The 22981-nt window shown below is 42.2% G+C and carries 20 protein-coding genes; 10 read left to right on the forward strand and 10 right to left on the reverse strand.

Annotation, left to right across the window (positions count from 1 at the left end; translation table 11 throughout):
* Nucleotides 1-82: 82 nt before the first annotated feature.
* Complete coding sequence (locus MSMAS_RS13865; protein ID WP_011034012.1) at nt 83-886, forward strand: ABC transporter permease; 804 nt, start codon at nt 83-85, stop codon at nt 884-886.
* Between the two features lie 102 nt (nt 887-988).
* Here MSMAS_RS13865 and MSMAS_RS13870 read toward each other — a convergent pair whose 3' ends face one another.
* Both MSMAS_RS13870 and MSMAS_RS13875 read right to left on the reverse strand, forming a co-directional pair.
* The gene (locus tag MSMAS_RS13870) at nt 989-1381 is read right to left on the reverse strand and encodes a thioredoxin family protein (RefSeq protein WP_011034011.1); all 393 of its coding nucleotides are present in this window, start codon (nt 1379-1381) and stop codon (nt 989-991) included.
* A 442-nt stretch (nt 1382-1823) separates the two neighbouring features.
* Nucleotides 1824-2261: a hypothetical protein gene (locus MSMAS_RS13875; RefSeq protein ID WP_011034010.1), complete on the reverse strand. Its 438-nt coding sequence runs from the start codon at nt 2259-2261 to the stop codon at nt 1824-1826.
* 441 nt (nt 2262-2702) lie between these two features.
* Here MSMAS_RS13875 and MSMAS_RS13880 point away from each other — a divergent pair, with 441 nt between their 5' ends.
* Both MSMAS_RS13880 and MSMAS_RS13885 read left to right on the forward strand, forming a co-directional pair.
* Nucleotides 2703-3446: an RNA ligase partner protein gene (locus MSMAS_RS13880; RefSeq protein WP_011034009.1), complete on the forward strand. Its 744-nt coding sequence runs from the start codon at nt 2703-2705 to the stop codon at nt 3444-3446.
* 276 nt (nt 3447-3722) lie between these two features.
* Nucleotides 3723-4955, forward strand: a complete 1233-nt coding sequence (locus tag MSMAS_RS13885; protein ID WP_011034008.1) for a methionine adenosyltransferase — start codon at nt 3723-3725, stop codon at nt 4953-4955.
* Between the two features lie 148 nt (nt 4956-5103).
* Here MSMAS_RS13885 and MSMAS_RS13890 read toward each other — a convergent pair whose 3' ends face one another.
* Nucleotides 5104-5973, reverse strand: a complete 870-nt coding sequence (locus MSMAS_RS13890) for a geranylgeranylglycerol-phosphate geranylgeranyltransferase (RefSeq protein ID WP_015412297.1) — start codon at nt 5971-5973, stop codon at nt 5104-5106.
* Between the two features lie 495 nt (nt 5974-6468).
* On the opposite strand from MSMAS_RS13890, the gene MSMAS_RS17925 reads away from it, so the two are divergent.
* Nucleotides 6469-7866, forward strand: coding sequence for a PGF-pre-PGF domain-containing protein (locus MSMAS_RS17925; RefSeq protein WP_050035467.1), 1398 nt, complete (start codon nt 6469-6471; stop codon nt 7864-7866).
* A 402-nt stretch (nt 7867-8268) separates the two neighbouring features.
* Here the strand turns inward: MSMAS_RS17925 and nadA are convergent, their stop codons facing one another.
* Both nadA and MSMAS_RS13905 read right to left on the reverse strand, forming a co-directional pair.
* Complete coding sequence (gene nadA / locus MSMAS_RS13900) at nt 8269-9183, reverse strand: quinolinate synthase NadA (RefSeq protein WP_011034005.1); 915 nt, start codon at nt 9181-9183, stop codon at nt 8269-8271.
* A gap of 630 nt (nt 9184-9813) precedes the next feature.
* Nucleotides 9814-10629: an aspartate dehydrogenase gene (locus MSMAS_RS13905; protein ID WP_080942091.1), complete on the reverse strand. Its 816-nt coding sequence runs from the start codon at nt 10627-10629 to the stop codon at nt 9814-9816.
* A 701-nt stretch (nt 10630-11330) separates the two neighbouring features.
* On the opposite strand from MSMAS_RS13905, the gene MSMAS_RS13910 reads away from it, so the two are divergent.
* The 6 genes from MSMAS_RS13910 (at nt 11331) to MSMAS_RS13935 (ending at nt 19132) form a co-directional block, all read left to right on the forward strand.
* Complete coding sequence (locus MSMAS_RS13910; RefSeq protein ID WP_080942092.1) at nt 11331-14210, forward strand: disaggregatase related repeat-containing protein; 2880 nt, start codon at nt 11331-11333, stop codon at nt 14208-14210.
* A gap of 171 nt (nt 14211-14381) precedes the next feature.
* Nucleotides 14382-14588, forward strand: a complete 207-nt coding sequence (locus tag MSMAS_RS13915) for a hypothetical protein (protein WP_048036683.1) — start codon at nt 14382-14384, stop codon at nt 14586-14588.
* A 13-nt stretch (nt 14589-14601) separates the two neighbouring features.
* The gene (gene nadC, locus MSMAS_RS13920) at nt 14602-15435 is read left to right on the forward strand and encodes a carboxylating nicotinate-nucleotide diphosphorylase (protein ID WP_011034002.1); all 834 of its coding nucleotides are present in this window, start codon (nt 14602-14604) and stop codon (nt 15433-15435) included.
* Nucleotides 15436-16022: 587 nt separating this feature from the next.
* A complete protein-coding gene (locus MSMAS_RS13925; RefSeq protein WP_048046682.1) occupies nt 16023-17237 on the forward strand; it encodes an iron ABC transporter substrate-binding protein in 1215 nt (404 codons plus the stop codon).
* A gap of 18 nt (nt 17238-17255) precedes the next feature.
* Entirely contained in the window at nt 17256-18326 is a 1071-nt protein-coding gene (locus tag MSMAS_RS13930) for a FecCD family ABC transporter permease (RefSeq protein WP_011034000.1), read from the forward strand.
* The gene (locus MSMAS_RS13935) at nt 18323-19132 is read left to right on the forward strand and encodes an ABC transporter ATP-binding protein (RefSeq protein ID WP_011033999.1); all 810 of its coding nucleotides are present in this window, start codon (nt 18323-18325) and stop codon (nt 19130-19132) included. Before MSMAS_RS13930 ends, MSMAS_RS13935 begins: the two co-directional genes overlap by 4 nt.
* A 215-nt stretch (nt 19133-19347) precedes the next feature.
* Here the strand turns inward: MSMAS_RS13935 and MSMAS_RS13940 are convergent, their stop codons facing one another.
* The 5 genes from MSMAS_RS13940 to MSMAS_RS19585 form a co-directional block, all read right to left on the reverse strand.
* Nucleotides 19348-19806: a 30S ribosomal protein S15 gene (locus tag MSMAS_RS13940; RefSeq protein WP_011033998.1), complete on the reverse strand. Its 459-nt coding sequence runs from the start codon at nt 19804-19806 to the stop codon at nt 19348-19350.
* Nucleotides 19807-20093: 287 nt separating this feature from the next.
* Nucleotides 20094-21335, reverse strand: a complete 1242-nt coding sequence (locus MSMAS_RS13945; protein ID WP_048046684.1) for a hypothetical protein — start codon at nt 21333-21335, stop codon at nt 20094-20096.
* A 100-nt stretch (nt 21336-21435) separates the two neighbouring features.
* Nucleotides 21436-22002 (reverse strand): hypothetical protein, encoded by a 567-nt coding sequence (locus MSMAS_RS13950; protein ID WP_048036691.1) that lies wholly within the window; start codon nt 22000-22002, stop codon nt 21436-21438.
* Complete coding sequence (locus MSMAS_RS13955; RefSeq protein WP_048046688.1) at nt 21977-22606, reverse strand: hypothetical protein; 630 nt, start codon at nt 22604-22606, stop codon at nt 21977-21979. The genes MSMAS_RS13950 and MSMAS_RS13955 overlap by 26 nt, the downstream gene beginning before the upstream one ends.
* 4 nt (nt 22607-22610) lie before the next feature.
* A complete protein-coding gene (locus tag MSMAS_RS19585; protein WP_230633275.1) occupies nt 22611-22949 on the reverse strand; it encodes a hypothetical protein in 339 nt (112 codons plus the stop codon).
* Between the last annotated feature and the right edge of the window lie 32 nt (nt 22950-22981).

Below are 22981 nucleotides of genomic sequence, written 5' to 3' on the forward strand. Positions count from 1 at the left end.
AAAGAAAAGTAATGATAGAACAGGAAAGATAACAAAAATAGAGTCAATAGAGTCAGGAAAAAATGAAAAGAGGAATTTTCAAATGGCAAGCCCCGATATATCGATAACTTCCCTGCTGCTCTGCTTTCTGCTGCTTATAATTCCTCTGGCTATCAGTTACAGAATAAAGCTTCGTATTTCCCGGGCAACAATAGATGCGGTTTCCCGCATGACAGTCCAGCTCGTTATGGCAGGAGTGTTTTTGACCTATGTCTTTGACCTGAACAACGGAGCTCTGAACATGGCGTGGGTTCTGGGAATGGTTGTAATTGCCAGTTACACGACTATAAAAAATGTAGAGCTTAAAATGGAAAAACTACTTCTGCCTGTTGTTCTTTCCTTTATGGCAGCAAATATAAGTGTGCTGCTCTACTTCAACGAATTCGTGCTTGACCTTGGAAACCTCCTGGAAGCCCGCTACCTGATCCCTGTAGGAGGCATGATTCTCGGCAATTCGCTGAGGGGCAATATTGTTGGTATGGGAGAATTTTACGAGGATATACGCAGAAACGAAAACAGATACCTTTACAACCTTTCTCTCGGGGCGAGCAGGTACGAAGCCCTTACACCTTATATTCGAAAATGCCTTCGCTCCGCTCTCAAGCCTACCCTTGCCAACATTGCAACTGCAGGGCTTGTCTTTCTTCCAGGGATGATGACAGGGCAGATCCTCGGAGGTGCAAGCCCGATGCTTGCAATCAAGTATCAGATCTCAATAATGATTGCTCTTTATGTTTCCACGTCCATGAGTACTGCATTCAGTATTTTCAGCACGATTCATACCACTTTTGACGAATACGGGCTGGTAAAGAAAGAAATATACAGAGAAAAAAGAAAAAGAAAATAGAAAGAAGAGGTCACAGTGAGCCTGAATCATTACAGTAAACCCGAATCATCACAGTGGGTCTGAATCGTCACAGTAAACATGAATCGTCACAGTAAACATGAATTATACGTATCCTGTAATGTCCTGCCCTACAGGGGTGCTTTTTCTTATGCATTCCTCACCGTGCTGAAGCATATCCCGGACAGCATTTTTCAGTATTGAAGGATAGATCTGGCCTACCTGTTCCCATACAGGTCTTCCATGGCAGAAAAACTTGAAGGTAGGAGTGCCCTGAACCCCGTATTTTTCTGCAGTCCACGGGTTTGTTGCTATATTTATTCTGCCAAAAACTGCCGAAGAACCGTATTCCTTAGCATATTCCTCAAAATATGGTTCCATAGCTTTGCAATATGGGCATGCAGGGCTGTAAAACATCACAACAACGGGCTTTTTGGAATCCTCAACCTGCTGGCTCCAGGTCATGTCCTCAAATTCGATTATACTGCTTCCGTTCAATCAACTTCCCCCTTAAAACTATAAATAGAGTAAATTCAGGAGTTAATTTGCTCCAGATCCATAAAACATGAAGGTTCATAAAACATGAATTTTCATAGTAGAGAATTTTTACATTTTTATTGTATCACATTTATGCCTTCATAGAATTAAAGTTCACGCATCCTCAGGAAAGCCCGTATATCATAGCGAAAAATGAGTAATTCAAAAACATATAATTTAAAGATGTATAATTCAAAAATATATAATTTAAAGATGTATAATTCAAAATACATAGTTAAAAATATGTAATTTAAAAGAAAGATATAATTTAAAAGAGAAATAGAATTTAAAAATATCAAATAAAAAAGCAAAGAAACAAAAGATAACAGGCTGAGAAATTCAGCCATCAAAAAATTATGGGTAGAGCATAGTACTCCACCGCAGGGATTATATCAAATATTTTTTAGACTTCTTTCTCTTCATCATATTCGGGGTTCATCGTTTCATCGAAACATGTGCGGCAGATATATTTATCTCCAATGCATGTCTCTTTGAAATCTACTTTCGGTCCGCCTGGTTTTGTTGTCGCTTCCCTGACCACATAGAATTTTTCATTAAATTCAATTGGCTGTCCGCACCTTGTGCATACAAAAGGTGGATTTTCAACCGAATCAATTGCACATTCAATGCATATCAGATCAAATTTATCTCCCTGAACGTCCTTAAATTTAATCGGTTTCATATCGAGACTGGTATCAACTACTAGCACATCTTCAAGCAGTTCTCGACCACAGATATTACAGTATTCTTTCATTGCGCTGCCTCCCTTCCTAAGAGGATTTCTCACAAAACCCTGTGCTGAGTCTACAAAGGTTTCCGAACTTTCTGCGTTTGCACTCATCAAATTCCCCATTCTTTGCCTGTTTTCCTTATATAGAGCCGATCCATTTCCTGGATTTCTACTCAGACTCAGTGCGCACCTATTATTCCGAATCCTTCACCCTGCCGGATAGTATGAGATTTCCGGGTTTCAGCAGAGAGAAGCTTTGCCCGAGACTGAGCAAAGTCAAAACGGCAAGAAACATAGTAATTATTGTTACAATGTAAACCAGGAAATGCCTGAAGCGCTCAGACAAGAGTAATCCTACCTAAAAAATTCCGAAAATATGTTTCAAACCGCTTTTCAGCTCTGGTTTAAACTTCCCTATAGAATTATTCGCTTTAAAACTATATACAGTTATCCATTTAGATCAAATAAAGCGAATTAGCGTAAAACAAAGAATTTTATTGCCCCTTGATCAATATATAAGAAGGGTAAAAGATAATAAAAGGACTCGAAAAAATGCTTAAGCAGAGATTTGTGCTGGACACAACGGCACTGACGGATCTGCAGACCAGGGAGGTTATGGGTTATACATCCCTCTGTGAAGGGATGAAAACGATACTCGACCTTATAGCCGAAGCCCGCCTGCATTTCGGGATAAGCTGTTATGTCCCTTATCCATCGGTATACAAAGAGATGTACGAATTTGCAAGCCGTAACGGTTGCGACAGAGAGGTAGTTGCGAAGATAGATACCTGGCTCGTAAAAAAATCTCCTGACCGATATAGAGTGGATGTAACCTCACAGATTTTCCATGAATACGTCTCTTACATGAGAGAAAGGATTAACCGCGGGATGGGAGTTGCGGAAGATGCAATATGGGAAGCTGCAACCGAATGTCTCTTTATGGAAAATCCGCAAAATAAGAAAAAAGAGTACAGGGAAGAGGTTGAAAGAGAGGTTATAGGGGGAATAATCGGCAAATTCAGGAACAAGTACAGAGCAGCTCTGAGATACGGGATTCTTGACAGTGCTCCGGATATTGATGTCCTGATCCTTGCAAAAGAACTTGATGCTGCAGTCATAGCAAGTGACTATGGAATTGAAAAATGGGCAGAGCAGCTCGGAGTACGCTTCGTGCCTGCAAACACCTTCCCAATGATGATTAAAGAATACCTCAGGCACGGCCCGGAAGTTGTAAAAGAACAGGAGGACGAGGATAGAAAGAGAATTGATTATTCGGATGACGCGGACTTCATTTAACAGGCACTAAAAGGATTTGTCAGGCTCTGGTAATCAGGCATGAAGCCTGGCTGGGCAGCTGCTAGCCAGAGGTACGTTATTAACATGTTTGTCTTTATCTATCCTGCCCACCATGTATTATATTTGCAGAAGGAATCTCTGACCGCGTCACAGGAATATTTATTGATAAATAGGAGTTACAGGTCATTAACAAATATGGATGAACTATTTGGACCATATCCGTAACATCAAATCGGCATCTACTGCGCCCTTAAGGGCAATCTGGGGGGAAAGACTTTGAGAAATATTGTTATAGAAGAGTTGAAAGCTTCGGAAGTCTACCGGCAAAAGGTAGAGGTTGTTGAAAGAAAAGGGCTCGGGCACCCGGACTATATCTGCGATGCAATTATGGAACAGATTTCCGTAAACCTGAGCCAGAAATACCTTGAGACTTTCGGAACCATCCTGCACCACAACATAGACAAGGGTATGCTTGTTGCAGGGCAGGTAGAAGGAAAATTTCTGGGGGGAAGGGTTGTAAGCCCTATGAGGCTGATAATCGGAGACAGGGCAACCTTCGAATACGAAGGGACCGAGATCGATGTTTCCGGGCTTGCTGTTGACACGGCAAAAGAATGGTTCTCGGAAAAACTCCGTTTTGTGGACGCTGAAAGTGTCATTTACCAGGTTGAACTTAAAAAGGGATCTGCAGAACTTACTGACATCTTCAGCAGAGGTGGGAAGGTACTCGGGGCAAACGATACCTCTGCAGCGGTCGGATATGCGCCTCTGAGCTCAACGGAGAGGCTGGTGCTAGAGACCGAGCGCTACCTTAACTCAAGGGGGTTCAAGAAAGAATATCCGGAGTCGGGAGAAGATATAAAGGTCATGGGGCTCAGGCATAAAGAGAATGTTCACCTCACGGTTGCTGCTCCTTTTGTGGACATGTATGTTGAATCTGAAGATGACTATTTTAAAAAGAAGATAGAACTTCACGACAGGATAGAAGAGTTTACTGCCGGGTTTGCGGAAAAAGAAAGAACTGAGCCTGAAGCCTGCATATGTGCAAGACCCACGGCTTCCCTTAACACCCTTGACATGCCTGGAAGGGGGATGGAAGGAATTTACACAACAGTTACCGGAACTTCTGCAGAAGACGCAGACTGCGGAGAGGTGGGGCGTGGAAACCGCGTAAACGGGATAATTCCTTTAAACCGCCCTGTAAGCAGTGAGGCTGCAGCAGGGAAAAACCCCGTGAGCCACATAGGAAAGATCTATAATCTCCTCTCCCACAGGATAGCCGCAGAGATTTACAGGCAGGTGCCTGATGTCTCGGAGGTATATGTCTGGCTCCTGAGTGAGATCGGAACCCCTATTGACCAGCCCCAGATTGCAACTGCCCAGTTGATAATGAAAAAAGGTGCAGCGGATGACGTTGAAAAAGAGGCAGCAGAAGTTATAGAAAAAGAACTTGACGATATCCATTCCTTTTCAATGGAACTTGTAGCAGGGAAGAGACCTATCTGCTGAAAAAACCAGTAAAAATTTTTCTGTCAAATTTGACTGCTAAATAAAAGATGGAATAGTAAGAGGTAGAATAATAAGAGATCAAATCTTGACAGATTATTAAATTTATTGTAAGAGATCAAATCCTGACAGATTATTAAATTTATTCGGTTCATACCCCTGCAATGAACGCGATGAGGGCAAAAAACATGGCTATTTTAAACAGTTTAGAGGATTTAGTGGGGTTATTTCGGACGAGGAGCTGTATAATGGCTGCAAGAAATCCGAGGTCTGCCAGAGAGACAAGATAAATGTAACGCAGGCCAAGGACAGACATGAAATAAGGCAGAGGGCTTAAAATTACTGCAAGGAGCCCTGTAAGCACCGCAAGATAACCCGCTTTTTTTGCCCCGATCCTCAGGGGCAGGGTGTCTGCTCCTTCCAGACTGTCGCCTTCCATGTCCTCAATGTCCTTTACTATTTCACGGGCTGTAATGGCAAGAGCAGCAAGCAGGAAAAGTACGGAAAGGGCCTTAATTCCTCCGAATCCAAAAATTGAAGCCCCGAATAAAAAAACGGAGCCTGTAAGGTAGCCTATACTCAGGTTTCCTAAAAGGGGAGTGCCTTTAAGGGTTTTTGCATAGAGGATCAATAGCAGGGAATTAAAAAGAGCAATTGACCCGCATATAGAATTTATGGAAAAAGCAATCAAAGTGCCAAGAGCAAACAGAAGGTAAGAAAAATAAAAAGCCTCTTTTGCTTTTACCCTCCCGGAAGGGATGGGTCTTTCAGGGCGGTTGATAGAGTCTATTTTGATGTCAAAGTAATCGTTAATCGCATTTCCTGCGCCCGAGACTAAAAATACCACCAGAAATACTAAGCCTGCATCAAGAAAGGGGAAAGCATCCTCAAAATTTGGAGTTGAAGTTCCGGAAATGAGGATATTAAACGCTATTAAAGTTCCTATTGCTGCTGCAAAACCTGCCATCAGGCAGTTTTTGTACCTCATGAGCTCAAGATATGTTCGTATTCCGGCAGACATCAGAAGAAACAGCATTATAAAGTATTAAAATTTTGCCAAAAACGACGACGATTAAATCTTACATGCTGATTCATCCAGAGCTTCATGAGAGAAAAATACTCATGAGAGAAAAATACCGGTAAAATAAGATTTGAGCGTTTATATAAAAAAGCTCTGGCTGTGTGAGGAGGTCAGGATTTTTATCCGGTTGTCAGATGCAAAATTACATAAATACATCATCTGGAGTCTGTTTTTTTAAGAAAATCCGAAGCTATTATCTACCTGAAATAAAATTTCACTCTTATAGATCTCAGGTATTGAACAAACTTACTTAAGAAAGATTCTAAATTTTGTTCGTATGAATAATGTAATAAATTGTTAAGGACTTACGGTGTACAGTAGACATTTCTATTTATGGACGGCGGGCGGAGGCCAGTAAAAATGAAACCCCATTTTTTAAGTTGTTTAATTTATGTATTGTTGGTAATACTAATAATCCCTGGAATGACTCCCCAAATGGCATCTGCTGCAGATGATATTGGAGGAGACAGTGGAAGTTCGGATGCCGTGGACACAGGAGATTCAGACTCAGAAACTGAAAGTTCGGACTCAGATTCGGACTCTGGAGATTCAGAAAAATTTAACCTGAGAGATCTGGGTTCAAAATACTTTAGCTGGAGAAATTCGGACCCGGAAGATTCCTCCTCAGATGATGATGAGACATCAGAAGAAGATGAAAAATCTGGAGACGATGAACAATCCGGCAACGATGAAACATCCAGTGAAGATGAAACATCAGGTGGAGATGTACCATCAGATAACGGTGAAACATCCGGTGAAGATGATCAATCTGGAAACGATGAAACATCAGGTGGAGATATACCATCAGTTAACGATGAAACATCAGGTGAAGATGATCAATCTGGAAATGATGAAACATCAGGTGGAGATATACCATCCGATGAAGATGACTCAACAGATGATAATCCAGCGGATGATGGTTCAGAAACAGATGACTCAGGAACAGGGAGCCCCAGTACTGACAATCCAGAAACAGAAAACAGCGAGGTAAGTGATACTTCCAGCTCTAATTCCGGCTCTGGTTCGAGTTCCAGTTCAGATTCCAGTTCTACCGCAAATCCAGCTGCAGGTTCAGATCCCGGTTCTACCGCAAATCCAGAATCCGGCCCAGATTCCGGTGATACTGCAAATCCGGATACCGGTTCCAGTTCCGGTTCAAGCCCAGATTCAGACTCCGGCTCCAGCGGCATGGGAAGCGGAATCTCTACCGAGCCTGCCACAAATATTGCTATAAAGGAGCTTGCTACCAGAAACGTGATGAGTGGTTATCATGTCAAATACGAATTCCCGCAAAATGTTACATGCATAACATATATCGAATACGATGCTGAAAGGACATTCAGGAAAACAACAACAGTTGTTGAAGTCCTTAGAGACAAATCCACTCTTGTCAAGGTACTTCCTCGTGGAGAAGTATATAAGCACGTAAATATCTGGGTAGGAGAAAACGCAGCAGGACTCCCAACTTCCCTTAAAAACGGACTCGTAGGGTTTAAAGTTGAGAAAAAATGGATGGAAAAGAATAATGTTAGTGAATCCTTTATAACCCTTCAATGGTATAATAGAGGCTGGGAACCTCTTGATACTATAAAAACAGGAGAGGACGAAAAATACGTCTATTTTGAATCGGAAACCCCTGGTTATTCCTTCTTTGCAATAACAGAGTATGAGGGAGAGGAAACTGAATTGCAGAAAACTTTGAGAAGCCTGGCAGGTTCAAAAAAGGACGGCACAGCCAGAGAACCTATGAAAGCAGCTAAAATGCTTCTGGCAATTGCTCTACCACTGTTTTTGGTTGTTGCAGGATACTGTGTGTTAAAGAAAAAAATATAAAAACCACTGTTAGCATGAAAATACTGTTAGCATGAAAACACTGTTAGCATAAAAGTATGTGAGGTCTTCCTGCCTCACTTATTTAATGTTATTTTTCCTGCAAACCGCAAAGAAATAAAAAGATATGGTTTTCTGAAATTCATCCTTTAACTGGAACTTATTTCTTCTTTTTTCCTTCAATAAATCAGGATAATAATTCCCCTAAAAAACTACATCCCATTTTTGGCTTAAAATGCAATCATTGTCTTAAAAAATCGTAAATTTTAATGGAGAGGACGTACAATCCTCCTCTGAAGACAAATTATGAAATCTTGGATGAGTTATGCCCTAAGGAAAAAAGGATAAAAAATAGCCTTCGCCAAAATAGACGCGGCAAAATGTAGCGAAAAAAGATTCAAATAATTAATTTATTTTTACTGCAAGCATTCTATCAAGGGCTTCTTTTGCCCTGGCTCTAACATCTTCGGGAACAATTACTCTTTGCTGCATTTTTTCAAGGGAAGTCAGGACTTTTTCAAGGTTGACCATTTTCATGCTCGGGCAGCAGGCAAATTCAGAGACGCAGTAGTATGTTTTTTCAGGAACTGCTTTAAGAAGCCCATGAATAAGCCCGCACTCCGTACCTATTATAAACTCCTTTGCAGGCGATCTCTCTGCGTGTACGATCATGCCCCGCGTGCTTGCCACATGGTCTGCAAGTTCAAGGACATCAGGGCGGCACTCGGGATGAGCTATAAATTCAGCCCGAGGATGCTTTTCTTTCATTTTCAGGACATCTTCCCGAAGGATCTGGTGGTGTGTCGGGCAGTGCCCTTCCCAGGGAATGATTTTCTTGTCAGTCCGGGACGCAACATAAGCAGCCAGGTTCTTGTCAGGCACAAAGATGACCTCGTCTGCGTCCAGGGAGTTTACAACTTCCACAGCGTTGGCAGAGGTGCAGCATATATAGGATTCTGCCTTTATTGCAGCCGAGCTGTTTACATAAGAGACAACAGGGGCTTCAGGGTGTTTTTCTTTCAATATTTTAAGGCCTTCAACATTGACCATATCTGCCATCGGGCAGGTAGCATCAATTTCAGGCAACAAAACCGTTTTATTAGGGGAAAGGATTGCAGCGCTTTCCCCCATAAAATGGACGCCGCAGAAGACAATAACATCAGCGTCCTGGCGTACGGCTTCCTGGCTCAGGGCAAGGGAGTCACCGACAAAATCTGCAATGTCCTGGACTTCGGGGCGTGAATAATAATGAGAAAGAATTACTGCGTTTCGTTTTAACTTCAATTCATTAATCCTTTTTGTAAGGTCTGCTTGCTGCATGGGACCACCATAATATTAGAGTAATTAAACAGAGCTATTTTTTAGCAGAGAGGTTCTCAAGCTCAGGAAGCTCCGGTGATATTTGATTTACTGGCATTTTAATAGAGGGGGCATATCAAACGTAAAAAAGTGCAGTAGGGAAAAGATTTAATCCATAAAGCTTTTTTCGCGCATATAGCTGTCTCCTGGGATGTACCTGCTTAACTCTTCCGTCCTATATAATATTTGTGAACACAGCCAGCCTCCTATCCTGAAAAAATTATCAGGACCCGCGCCAGGGAAGAAAAAAGAGGAAAAACGAAAGGGAAAATCAAATTGAAATAACCCTGCGTGTCTTCTATAGTTTATGAACTCTATCTCTTGTTTATGAACTCTATCTCTTGTTTATGAACTCTATCTCTTGTTTATGAACTCTATCTCTTGTTTATGAACTCTATCTCTTGTTTATGAACTCTATCTCTTGTTTATGAACTCTATCTCTTGTTTATGAACTCTATCTCTTGTTTATGAACTCTATCTCTTGTTTATGAACTCTATCCCTTCCAATTCAAGGCTGAATTGTAGATAGGATCTGTACTGGAGATAAGACCAGAACCCAAATGTTCACCAGGAATGAAATATTAACGGGCTTCAGGTTCCTATCTGGACAGGATTAAGTATCTTTTTCAGGGTTGAGATCGCAGAAAGGGCTGCAAGATAACTTGTTTTAGGATTTTCCGGAGAAGGAAGGTTTTCTACCTTTGTACAGAATTTCCCAAACTCTCCTTGTACATTAATTTCATGAATGTTCCTCGAAAGGGACGGATCAGCTATAACTCTCACCATCGTCCTTTCAAAACCTATACCTGCAAGGCTTATAGTGGCTGCAACGTTAACGTTTGCGGGGAAGGCTTTTACGGCTTCTGAGGCAGTCCCTTCAAAAAGAATGGTCTCTTTTTCGAGCTTCTCAAGTTCTATGCCATGTTCCACAACATAAGGGGCCCCCATAAGTCCGGAAGGAGGTTTCCTGGTTGTCAGGGTAACAGAAGAAATCCCGGCGGCATGCGCTGAATTAATACCATCGATTCCGACAACGGCACCCGAGGGGAAGTAAAGCTTGCAGTTATGCTTTTTTGCAAGCCCGAAAAGAGTTTCTCTCAATTCTTTATCTGCAAGAGCACCCACACTCAGCACCATTACACTGCATCCGGCTTTAAGGGCCTGAGGTACGATAAACCTGACAGCATTCTGAGAAGCGCTTTCAACAACAAGGTCTACACTGCTAATAAGTTCTTCAATCTTCATATATGCAGGCTTGCAGGTATTCAGGGACTTTGCAAGACCAAAGGCTTTGCTTTCAGAAGAGTCACATAAGGCATATAGCTCAGCATCAATCTCTCCGCTGTCAATTGCTCTGCAAATCTGTCCGCCAATAAAACCGCAACCAATAATTCCTATTTTCAGTATTCCAGGCTCCTGAGAATAATCAATAAAGTTTTAGTTTATTAAACCAGTCTATCTGGTAATTTTCAATCAACTATAAGTTCTTATAATTAATACTCTTAACATACCCCGGTGCAGAAGAGACCCGGGAATGGGAGTACTGTACTCTTTTCTCTCTCTTTAAACCTTCTGTTACCAGGATTTTACTCTTTCCTTAAAATCCTTTAGCATTCTGACTTTTTCCTTTGTCTGTTCCCAGAACCTTTCATTGAACTCGTCCCAAAACCTGACTTAATTTTATGTTTCTCATGCATCACAACTTCAAAGTATGACTCTTCTAGCATACTGTTAGTTTCAATTTTCATTGGCATGAAAGTACTTCCAGATATTTTCATTTTTTGCGCTTGTTATTCGAAGAATTTCATTTTTGCTTTTTAGGAGATCTGCAAAAGGGATTCAAAGAAATATTTTGAGTTTTGAGATCAACTTATGTAAAACAAGTTTCAGTGCTCGAGTTTAGATATTAACGCCCATCCAAAGTTATAAGAAAGTGTGTTAAGTATTATAAATAAGGACATTTGATGTTTTTATAGTGCATATTGAGAATACTAATTTCTCATGGAAAGCGGTCTTTTTCTGTCAATGGCCCATGGAATCAATACTGGATTTGAAAAAACTGACATATGCTAAAATGTCAGAGTAAAGAAAGATGAAGGAGTAGATATATGATAACTAACAAAAAGCTGAATTCGCTATCTTTAGCAGCAGCAGCTCTGATTTTATATTTAATTCTTTTTTCATATACATCATCAGCAGCTACAACAATTTGTAATGTTGAAAGCACCAATTATCAACCTCCCGAAGATTCTGAGGAGATAGTTTCCGAAATAGGAGTATCTGACAACCGTTTGCGTGAAGCATCTCCTGACACCGTCTACAAGGATTCATCCTTTATTGACGTAGGCGGAATGAATAATGTCAGATACAGAGATATATTGCAGTTTGACCTAAGCAAATATACCAGTAACTCCCGGATTACTAATGCGGTTCTTTCACTCTACTGGTATTATCCAACGGGTAAAACAAGACCAGAAGACACTGTAATTGAGATTTACAGGCCGGCAACTTCATGGAAACTATTCCCATGGGACCAAGACTATATAAGCTGGAATAAAGAAGACAAAGATGATGCTTGGAGGAATGCGGGTGGAGACTGGTATGATAAAAATGGTATTTTGCAGGGTAATACTCCATATGCTACAATAACCATCAAAGGCAGTACCCTTCCTGACAACAGGTACTATGAGCTGGATGTAACAGACCTGGTAGAGGAGTATGTTATCGGCAAATATGAAAACACAGGAATCCTTATAAAAGCACGCACAGAGAGCAATAACTATATCGCTTTCTATAGCAGTGACTGGACAGATGAAAACCAGAGACCTAAGATTACTGTGACTGAAGAGAAACTACCTTATGAAATTAATATAATTCAGATCTTCACTCTTGGATCAGCGAATGATCCTAATATTTATGACGACATGATAGTGTATGAGGATAGAGACAATGGAAAAACTGACATATATGCGTATGAACTTTCCGGCCATTTATATATGATCTCCAAAAGCGGGACTGCTAACTCTCCTGCAATCTACGGTGACAAGATCGTTTGGATGGAAGATCGGAATGGGAAATCCGACATATACATGTATAACATATCTACCTCTCAGGAAACTCAGATCTCAACAAACGGAACAGCATTAGGTAACGGAGATAGCGGTCCTGATATCTATAAAGATACAATAGTGTGGGAGGAACTTAATGACACCTACAGATCCAATCATGACACCTACAGATCCAATCTCATCATACATAATCTTTCCACTCAACAGAACACTCAGATACCCATCAGCAATAAAAATTTATACAGTTTTGCTATCCACGACGATAAGATAGTTGTGTGCTCTGGGGTTACATCGGTTACATATCAACCTTCTATTATCGACATGTATGATCTCTCCACTCAGGAAACAACCCGGATTATCAGCGGAGGACTACATAGCTCTGCAATATATGATAACAGAATAGCATATCTGGAAAAATCAGACCGTTATAATATTTACGTATATGACCTTTATGTATATGACCTTTCCACTCAACAGGGAATTCAAGTTTCCACCAGTGGAAATGCGTGCAACCCTATAATTTACAGCCTCCCTTCAATTTACAATGACAGAATAGTGTGGGGAAAGTTCTTCCAGAATGGAATGTCCAATATCTACATGTATGATCTCTCCAACTCAAAAGAAACTCAGATTACCACCAGCGGAAATGCAATGTATCCTGATATCTACGGTGACACGATAGTTTGGATTGATCACGAGGATATCTACACGGATAAAAATGATATTTTCGTGGGTACTGTCTCAGAAGGGAAATATATAATTTCCGAAATAGGAGTATCTGACAACCGTTTGCGTGAAGCTTCTCCTGACACCGTCTATAAGGATTCATCCTTTATTGACGTAGGCGGAATGAATAATGTCAGATACAGAGATATATTGCAGTTTGACCTAAGCAAATATACCAGTAACTCCCGGATTACTAATGCGGTTCTTTCACTCTACTGGTATTATCCAGCGGGCAAAACAAGACCAGAAGACACTGTAATTGAGATTTACAGGCCGGCATCTTCATGGAACTTAGACTATGTAAGCTGGAATAAAAAAGACAAAAATGTTGCATGGGAAAAACCAGGAGGAGATTGGTACGATAAAAATGGTATTTTGCAGGGTAATACTCCATATGCTACAATAACTGTCAAAGGCAGTTTCCCTCCTGGCGATAAATACTACGAGCTGGATGTAACAGACCTGGTAAAAGAATATACCAGTGGAAAATATGAAAACACCGGGTTCCTGATAAAAGCACGCACAGAGAACAATAACTATATCGCTTTTTATAGCAGTGACTGGACAGATGAAAACCAGAAACCAAAGATTACTGTGGTTGAAAAAGAAGTACCTGTAGTAACTGTTACCGGTGCAACGGATAATCGTTTACGTGAGGCTTCTCCTAATACTGTATATTCCGACACTTCATTTATTGACATCGGGGGAATGAATAATGTCAGATACAGAGATATAATAAGATTTGATCTCAGCGAATATAAAGGTGATACTTCTATTGAAAAAGCAGCCCTTTATCTCTACTGGTATTATCCAGCAGGAAAAACAAGGCCTGAAGATACTGTAATTGAGATTTACAGGCCGGCATCTTCATGGAACTCAGACTATGTGAGCTGGAACAAAAGGGACAACGGTGTTGTTTGGACTAGTCCAGGCGGAGACTGGTACGATAAAAATGGTGTTTTGCAGGGAGGCACCCCATACGCTACAATAACTATTAGGGGTAGTAGCCCTCCTGACAATAAGTATTACAAGCTGGATGTAACTGATCTCGTAAAAGAGTATACCAGTGGAAAATACGAAAACACCGGTTTTCTCATAAAAGCACACACCGAAAGCAACAACTATATTGCATTCTACAGCAGTGACTGCGGAAACGAAAGTCAGGTGCCAAAGCTTCAACTGGTATACAGCTAAAGGATTAAATGTTTTTTAGAAGGTGTTCCGAAATTCAGGCAACAGGAAATATAAATTTCTTAGTGCTACTTTTCGGAAAAACCTATTGTTTTTTCTAAATATTCATATAGGTTTCTATATATCAGAGAGTCTAAGGAACAAATCCGGGAACGCCGGAAAATAAGCTGCAGCTTGATAGTAAAAAACGCAGTCGATAAAGATACTAAAAAGGTAAATATGGCTACGGGAAAACCCTCGCCCTTCAGGCATTTAAAGTATGGTTCAGGCATTCGTTTTTCCATAATACAGATGTATATATTTCAAGAAAATAGCCACTGGAAAGAGATAGAAAAACCCGAAATGCCCGCGCCTCTTATAAATGCAGGAGACATAAAATAGCGGGGTAAAAATTATGTTTATCAGAGAAATTGAAAGCTTCATAGAAGAAGACCTTGGGTACGATGACGTTTCATGCACTATTGTCCCGGACAGGCCTGCTGAAGCCATTATTTTTACGAAAGAAGACTGCACGGTTGCAGGGATAGATGAGGCAGTATCAATATTTTATTATTTTGGGATTCAGGCTGAAACTGATTTTAAAGATGGGGACCAGCTAAAGAAGGGAGACATAATTTTCAGGCTTAAGGGAGGAGCCGTTTCCATTCTAAGGGCAGAGCGCATCAGCCTCAACTTCCTGGGACACCTCAGCGGAATTGCAACCCTGACAAGAAAATGCATGGACATTGCTAGAAAGCACTCTGAGACTGTGAGGGTCGCCTGCACAAGAAAGACAACTCCCGGAATCAGGAAATTCGAAAAGCTGGCTGTTGCCGCAGGTGGGGGAGATACACACAGGTTTAACCTCTCGGATGCGGTCATGATAAAAGATAACCATGTGAAACTTATGGGGATAGAAGCCGCAATCAAAGAAGCCCGGAAAACCAGCTTTACACGGAAAATTGAGGTTGAAGTTGAATCTGCAGAAGATGCGGTCTTTGCCGCAGAGCTGGGAGCTGACATAATAATGCTTGACAATATGCAGCCTGATGGGGTTAAAGAAACTATTTCCATACTTAACGGAAAAGGGCTCAGAGAATCAGTTCTTATAGAAGCTTCAGGAGGGATTTCTCTGGAAAACCTGGAAGCTTATGCAAAAACAGGAGTGGATGTAATATCCATGGGCTTACTGATCCACAGATCAAGATGGATAGATGTCAGCCTGGAAATAGTCCGCCCTGAGAGCTAAAATATATTCTGGAAATTGGAGACATAAGTTAGCTCCAAATAGAAATCAGAACCGAAAAAGCTGCACAGGGCAAGAAAATTAAAAAAACAGCATATAGGTATTAAAGATATGAGATATAAATATTAAAAAATAAGTATTAATAGTTAGTTATAAATACTAAAGAATAAATGTTAAAAAATAATATATAAATGTGAAAAAATAAGTGTTAAAAAAACGAGGTATAAGTGTTAAAAAATGATATATGAGTATAATTTGAAGAATCACTACTTCTCTTTTTATTGAAGAGACCTTTCTCTTTAATAGTATTTAAAGGTCTTTTGCTCAGGTCTATTACACTTCTCCCCATGACCTCGTTTTTAACATACGTGAGCATGAATATTTCTTACTGCATACACATATATTTTCCAGAAGGAGCATTAAGTTATTCACAAAGTATTGATGCTTATTCTTTTGATTACTACCAGTTAAAATAAGAATGCTAATAAGTCATACCATTTTTTATGAAATTAATGATCTATAATAATTAGCAGAAAAATTTAGTTAAATTTATGTAATACTCTTCCTTTAGTAAACTAGAGGAAAGTAACATGAAAACTATTTCCAGTGTTAAATTTAAAAAAATTATTTTTATAGGAATGCTCATCCTCACCCTTATCGCAAGCTCAGGGTGTACGGGTGAGTCCAGCCCTGCTGAAAACGCGGAACACGAAAACCCGGCTGAAGATGCTGGAACCGCAACAGGTACCGATGAATTAACGGAGTCTGCCGAAAAAACAGTAACTGATGGGTTCGGCAGGACCGTCACCATACCCGGAAACGTAGAAAGCGTGGTCTGCTCAGGGGCAGGCTCCCTGCGTTATCTTGTATATCTCCAATCTCAGGACCTGGTGGTCGGAGTAGACAGCCTGGAAAAGCAGGAAGCTGAGATCGAAGGTCGTCCCTATGCCCTTGCAAACCCCCAGCTTAAAGACTACCCGCTTATTGGCGAGTTCAGGGGCAAAGATGATCCGGAGAAAGTCATTGATATCGGCCCCCAGCTGGTCCTGAAAGCCGGCACAACCGGTCAGGCACCGGCAGCAAACGCAGCTGAAGCAGACAGCCTCCAGGAAAAAACCGGTGTCCCTGTGATCTCTTTCCCTTACGGCTCATTGAATAATGATGAACGTAAAGCCGAAATGTACAGCTCACTCCGGATAATGGGTGAGGCAGTGGGCAAAGAGGAAAGAGCAGAAGAGGTAATTGCTTATATCGATGCTACCATGGAGGATCTGGAAAAGAGGACTGCAGACATTCCGGAGTCTGAAAGAAAGAATGTTTATGTAGGAGGGGTCAGCAGTGCAGGCGCCCACGGGATAATCTCCACAGAGCCGGCTTATGCTCCATTCCTCTGGGTGAATGCAAATAACGTTGCAGCCGGAATGGGTGCAGACCACGCTGACATTGCCAAAGAGGCTCTTGTCGACTGGGATCCGGAATACATCTTTATCGACACAGGCACTCTCCAGCTCGGGAACGAAGGAGCCATCGGAGAACTCAAGACTGACTCGTCTCTTACCGGACTTTCAGCCGTTAAAAACGGCAATGTTTACGGAGTAATTCCTTACAATTTCTACAGCACTAACTATGAATCAGTGCTTGCAAACGCTTACTTTGTAGGGAAGGTGCTCTATCCGGACCGTTTCGAGGATATCGACCCTGAAGCCAAAGCCGACGAAATATACACATTCTTCGTTGGAAAACCTGTGTTCTCTGACCTTAACGGACAGTACAACGACACCGGCTTCAAGCAGATTCCGCTATAACACGGAGGGTACAAATAAGTGCATTTTGCCGACGGAGCAGTTCCAGAAGATTACCTCGTATATGTGCGAAGAAAATTCTTCTGGATTATGGGGGGGCTCCTGCTCCTATTTATTATGCTCATATACTCAATCTCTGTAGGAGCAGTAACAATACCTCCTTATGAGGTCCTGCAAACCCTGATGGGGCAGAGTGTCTCTACAAAATGGGACTCAATAATCTGGAATATACGCCTCCCTCAAGCCCTTGCTGCAATAGTGGCCGGAGCCGGTCTCTCAGTTGCGGGAGTCGTAATGCAATCTATCCTGCGCAATCCACTCGGGTCTCCTTTCACCCTTGGAATCTCCAATGCAGGAGCATTCGGAGCTGCAGTTTCGGTAATTATCCTTGGCACAGGAAAAATGCAATCAACCGCTGCAGACGCTGTCATAATTAACAACCCTTACATGACCACGATTGTGGCTTTTATTTTCTGTCTCCTCGCTACCGGGATAATCCTGCTTATCTCCAGGATACGGGCAGCTTCACCCGAAGTGATGGTGCTTGCAGGAGTGGCTCTTTCTTCCCTCTTTACCGCAGGAACGATGTTCCTTCAGTACTTTGCTGACGATACCCAGCTCGCAGCAGTTGTGTTCTGGACCTTTGGCGATGTTGGAAGAGCAAACTGGCTGGAATTTAAGATTATGGCAGTTGTTGTCCTGCTTTCAACTCTGTTCTTTATGATCAACCGCTGGGACTACAATGCCATAGACGCAGGAGACGAGACCGCGAAAGGTCTTGGAGTCAACGTGGAAAGAGTCAGGATGGTAGGCATGATTGTTGCAGCTCTAGTATCTGCCGTTATTGTTTCTTTCCTTGGAGTAATCGGATTTGTAGGACTGATCTGCCCTCATATGGTAAGGAGACTCATAGGGGATGACCAGAGATACCTCATCCCGGGTTCAACTCTGCTTGGTGGAATTCTTCTCCTGGCATCTGACACGGCAGCCAGGATCATAATATCACCATATGTGCTTCCTGTCTCCATACTTACTGCTTTCATGGGAGCACCGACTTTCATTTACCTGCTTCTCAGGGGGTATAGACGATGATTCTATCTGTAGAAGAACTTCAGTTTTTGTATCGTAACCGTAAGATCCTGCATGAGATTGCCTTTACAATCGATGAAGGAGAAGTTGTAGCAATTCTGGGCCCCAACGGGGTTGGCAAGACTACCCTGTTGAAATGCCTTAACAGGATTCTGCACCCGAAAGGAGGAGCAGTCCATATAGATGGAGAAAACCTGTTCAACCTCGGGACTATGGAGATCGCACGCCTGATAGGTTATGTCCCCCAGCGTGTGGAAACGGGAAGACTGACAGCTTTTGATGCGGTCCTTCTGGGACGCCGACCCCACATCAGATGGGACGTGACAGAAAAAGACCTGAAGATTGTTGACTCGGTCTTCAAGCTTCTCTCAATGGAAAACCTGCGCCTTTCATATATCGATGAGATGAGCGGAGGAGAACTCCAGAAGGTGGCAATAGCGCGTTCCCTTGTTCAGGAGCCGAAAGTCCTTCTCCTTGACGAGCCGACAAGCAGTCTCGATTTGAAGAACCAGGTAGAAATCCTTGCTACTATCAGGCAGATAGTTCTTGACCATAAGATTGCAGCTGTAATGACCATGCACGACCTCAACCAGGCTCTAAGGTATGCAGACCGTTTTATCCTCCTTAAAGGAGGGAAGGTCCACGCACTGGGAGGGGTGGAAGTGATCACTCCCCAGGTAATCGAAGAAGTATACGGCCTGCCCGTTATCATAGGGGAAATCTCAGGCATGAGATGCGTGGTTCCGGGAAGTCCGGCGTGGGACTGCAGCACAGACTGCAGCACGGACTGCGTTGCAGGTAAATTATAACGTAGTTATAAAAAGCATAATGAAGAAAACGAAACGATCGTGAGACAAATAAATTTGATCAAAAGTACGGGCATTATAAAAGTACGGACTTTATGATACCTCTATAAAGAAGCATAGAAGTATTAATTTTTTTTAAAAAAGAGTTAAAAGGATGTTTGCCTTTCCGGCAAACTCAATCCTTAAACTGAAAAGTCCCCTGAAGGGAAATTCCAGGCTTATCTGGTAATCATCATTTCTGCGGTTTCAGGCTTGTAGAACCAGTCCCTCGGAAGTACCTTTTCCTGCTTGTAGTATTTAACAAGCCTTCTGATTTTGGATTCGGTCAGGTTGAGGGCGCGCTTGTTGTGGACATCTTTCTTGTTAGTAGAAAGGTGTTTTCTCAGTCCCAGAGCCTTTACAATAAGGTTGGTAAGGTCTTCTGGAAGGTTAGGAGCAACATTGTTTTCCTTGAGAATTGTTGTGATCTTCTTGCCTGTGACGAGCTTGGCATCCGGGACACCGTAGCGGTCCCTCAGAATCATTCCAATTTCGGATGTGGAGACTCCCTGTTTCCAGAGGTCAAGAGTGATTGTGGTTACTTCGTCTGCTCCAATCTTGCACCACTCAGGCGGTTCAGTCCTGTTAGGCCTGGTGGAAGAGGATTTGCCTTTTCTTTTGGTATGCATTTTTGCCATAATATTTCTCCTGATATCAATTGATCGATGCCCGGAAAAAAATTCCTCGGGCTGAAGTTATATCTTTACCGATTATAACGGACCAACACATCGATCGGGAGATTTTAATCCGCCACAGCAAATTGCTGCGTGGCTTTTCAGGAATTCCTGTAAAAGCTTGAGTTTTTCGGTAAAAACATCACTAGAGAGCGCACCATATGATATATACTTTGTGTCGGAATTTCAGGATAAGACCACATAAGGCATTTAAATGGTTTAAGTTAGGCCACACATGGCATTTTAAATGGTTAATATGGTTTCCAGAGATAGAGGACTATCCTCGCCCCTCCGGGATTGATCTGCCTGTAAATTGCATCTATCTGATAATCCCTCAGAACCCGAGCCTCGGAGAGATCTTTGACCTCAGCTACAGCATAAACAGTTTCATTAATCTCACCTGAAAACTCAGCCTCCAGTTCTGTTCGAATATCTGCTCTTATATGATCTACAAGCAGGACCTCAAGTTGAGAAAGTTCTGCAGTAGATATATTTTCAGAAAAATTTTCGAAATTGGGTGCAAATCCTGTATTAAACAGATCATAAAGATAAGCGTTAAATTCTTCTTCTGTTGAGGAAGAGTTTTCTCCATCCGAATATTCAGAAACCCCGTAAAGCAGCGTCTCAAAAGACTCATCTGCTTCCTCTCCAAAAACCGATCCTGAATAATCCGAGGGGAAAAGAAGCTCAGCTGCTGTTTCAGCTCCTTCAAGGGCTGCAGCATCAAGAGAAGCATTAAAAGCCTGGAAAAGTGCTACTGAAGCCTCTCCGTCAGAAGCGTTAAGAGAAGCTTCAAGGACGGAATCATTCACGCAGGCAAGAAGGGAATCTCTGGAGGGTGCTGCCGCATAAAGAGGCATGGAAATTTTTGCACTCTGCCGTATGGCATCAACAGGAGGTTCTTCTCCGATTATAAGTTCACTTCCCATAGGGAAAGCTTCCAGAGGATACCAGTAAGCTTCAAACCGATATGAAAATCTCCCTGCTGCCTTTCTGTCCAGATAGGCAGTTATGGTTTCGGAAGCCTGGTCGGAATAACCTTCAGAAAGAGGATTGAGGGGGACAGAAGAGCCTTTTCCCTGCAGCCTGAGGGAAATAGCCAGATATTCGGCTGTAAGGTCGGCAAAAGTCCTGTGCTTCAGTTCCTTTCCGAAAAGGGTGTGAGCAGGGTCCGCTACAATTGAGTTTTTCGGGACTGAAACGTTAACTACCGAAAGAGGTGAGATCTCGTATTCAAAATCTTCAAGCTTGCAGGAAAGGAGAGACTCAAGCAGATAGGTATCCAGTTCTGAAGAAGTTACGTACAAAGCTGCAGCATACTGTTCATCAGCCTGCAAAGAGGGCATAAGGATAATACCGGAAAGTGAGATTAAAACAAGCAAAAAGAGGGCGTCGAAGACTGTAGAATAAGCGGAAGACTCCCTGATATCTTCTGCATTTACTTTTGTACCATTGAATGTTTGTATCTTTCCAGAGTTATCAGTATTTTTCAAAGAGTTCGCCTCTTTCAATTATTTGACTATTTCTTTCCTGAATCGGATGTTTTTCAGGGAACTTCAATTCCTGCATTTGATAAGCTCCGGACTCATTGCATTACATCCAGGGAGTATTATAAAGAACGACAGTAAGGGTTCCCGGGACCGATTCTGCTGAATTCAACTCGATTACAACCGGCACTGAAGCCGCAACTTTTTCCTGTTTTCCCATGAGATAGCCTGTTTCGACAATTTCAGAATTTATAATCCAGTCCCACTGCCCATTTTCTGTCCGGATCTCGACCAGAAATGGGTAATTTTCTGAAAATGCTGCAAAAAATTTCTCTCTTTCATCAGACCCTTCGGGGCATGAAAGCCTGTCAAGAGCTGATGCAGAAAGTACACCCGGATTTTCGGCTTTCAGGGCAGATGCTTCTGCTACGGTACCTGCAAGAAGGGAAGCGCTTTCATAATTTTCAAGCGCAAATGAGCGGTCTTCGTATCCCAGATATGCTTTTGAAAGAAGAGCTGCAAGGACAACGAAACCTATAACAGCGAGAGCTGTGGCAATGAGATCAGAATGAGGTTCAAGGACTCCCTTTTCATCCCGCAGAATTGAATCTTCACGCTTTACAAAATGTTTTACAGGCTCTATCCACTTATTGATAAACGAGAATATATTCAAAAGCAGAAACCCCCCCACTACCCTTAATATAAACATGTTCTTTTCTTATTGAGATATTATCATCCGCTTTCAGCACAGCCTCTCCGGTTCCGGAAACCCTGAGAAATTCAGAAATTTCCTGAAAATCAGCCGAAAGCGGATACCCTTCACTGCCGTCGCTTCCAAACCTTGTGTACAGTTTCCCCCTGAGTTCGGACTCATTGAAAGGCAGCACCCTGAATGTAAAGGGCCTCACAGCAGTGAAATTTTCTCCACCCGATTCTCCCTTCAAACAGACATATTCCCCTGATACATAGACCTCTATATTTTCTCTGAAAGGAGAGGAAAAAAAGACTTCGTTTTCATCAAAACGATAAGACATCTCCTGGTTGCCCTCCGGAAAACTCTCTGCTCCGGCCCTGTCTACTGCGGCTTTAAAATCCCTTGCAAGAAAATCCAGCTCTTCCTGCGCTTCAAGATCTTTAAAACCCGCAGCCAGCTGAAAAAGGGCTGCAAAAAAGACTATACTGGATAGAACCAGTGCAGCTTTTGAGATTAAAAAGTCAGCCCATGCAGACTCATCTGCTGGAAACTCTTTTATTGTGCAGGTCTTTCCCGATTTCATCTTCTCAATCAGCCCCTGTTTCGGATATCAGGACAAAAAGCCTGCCTGATTCCGAATCAATTTTTGTAATAAGAAGCAACCTGTGTCTGCCCGGACCAAAAGATACGGGCCCGTTTAGCTCAGAGTTCGAAAAAGAAGCAGCTTCGGGATAAATTTTTGATTTTCCTTCAATAGTGATGCCATAGTTATCCGCATCCTCAGGCCAGTTGCCTTCCTGTCCCGGCAAAGCCCCAAAGATGACCGATGCCCTCTGAGGTACGTTTATTTCAAGGGCAAGCTCACTGCCTTCTCCGCGTATGGAGAGCTGTTCGGCAGCAGCTATTACTTTTGAAACCTCACCCATGGTTTCCCGCTCCTCTACTCCTTCCAGAAAGC

It is taken from the genome of Methanosarcina mazei S-6 (assembly GCF_000970205.1).
GTDB lineage: Archaea > Halobacteriota > Methanosarcinia > Methanosarcinales > Methanosarcinaceae > Methanosarcina > Methanosarcina mazei.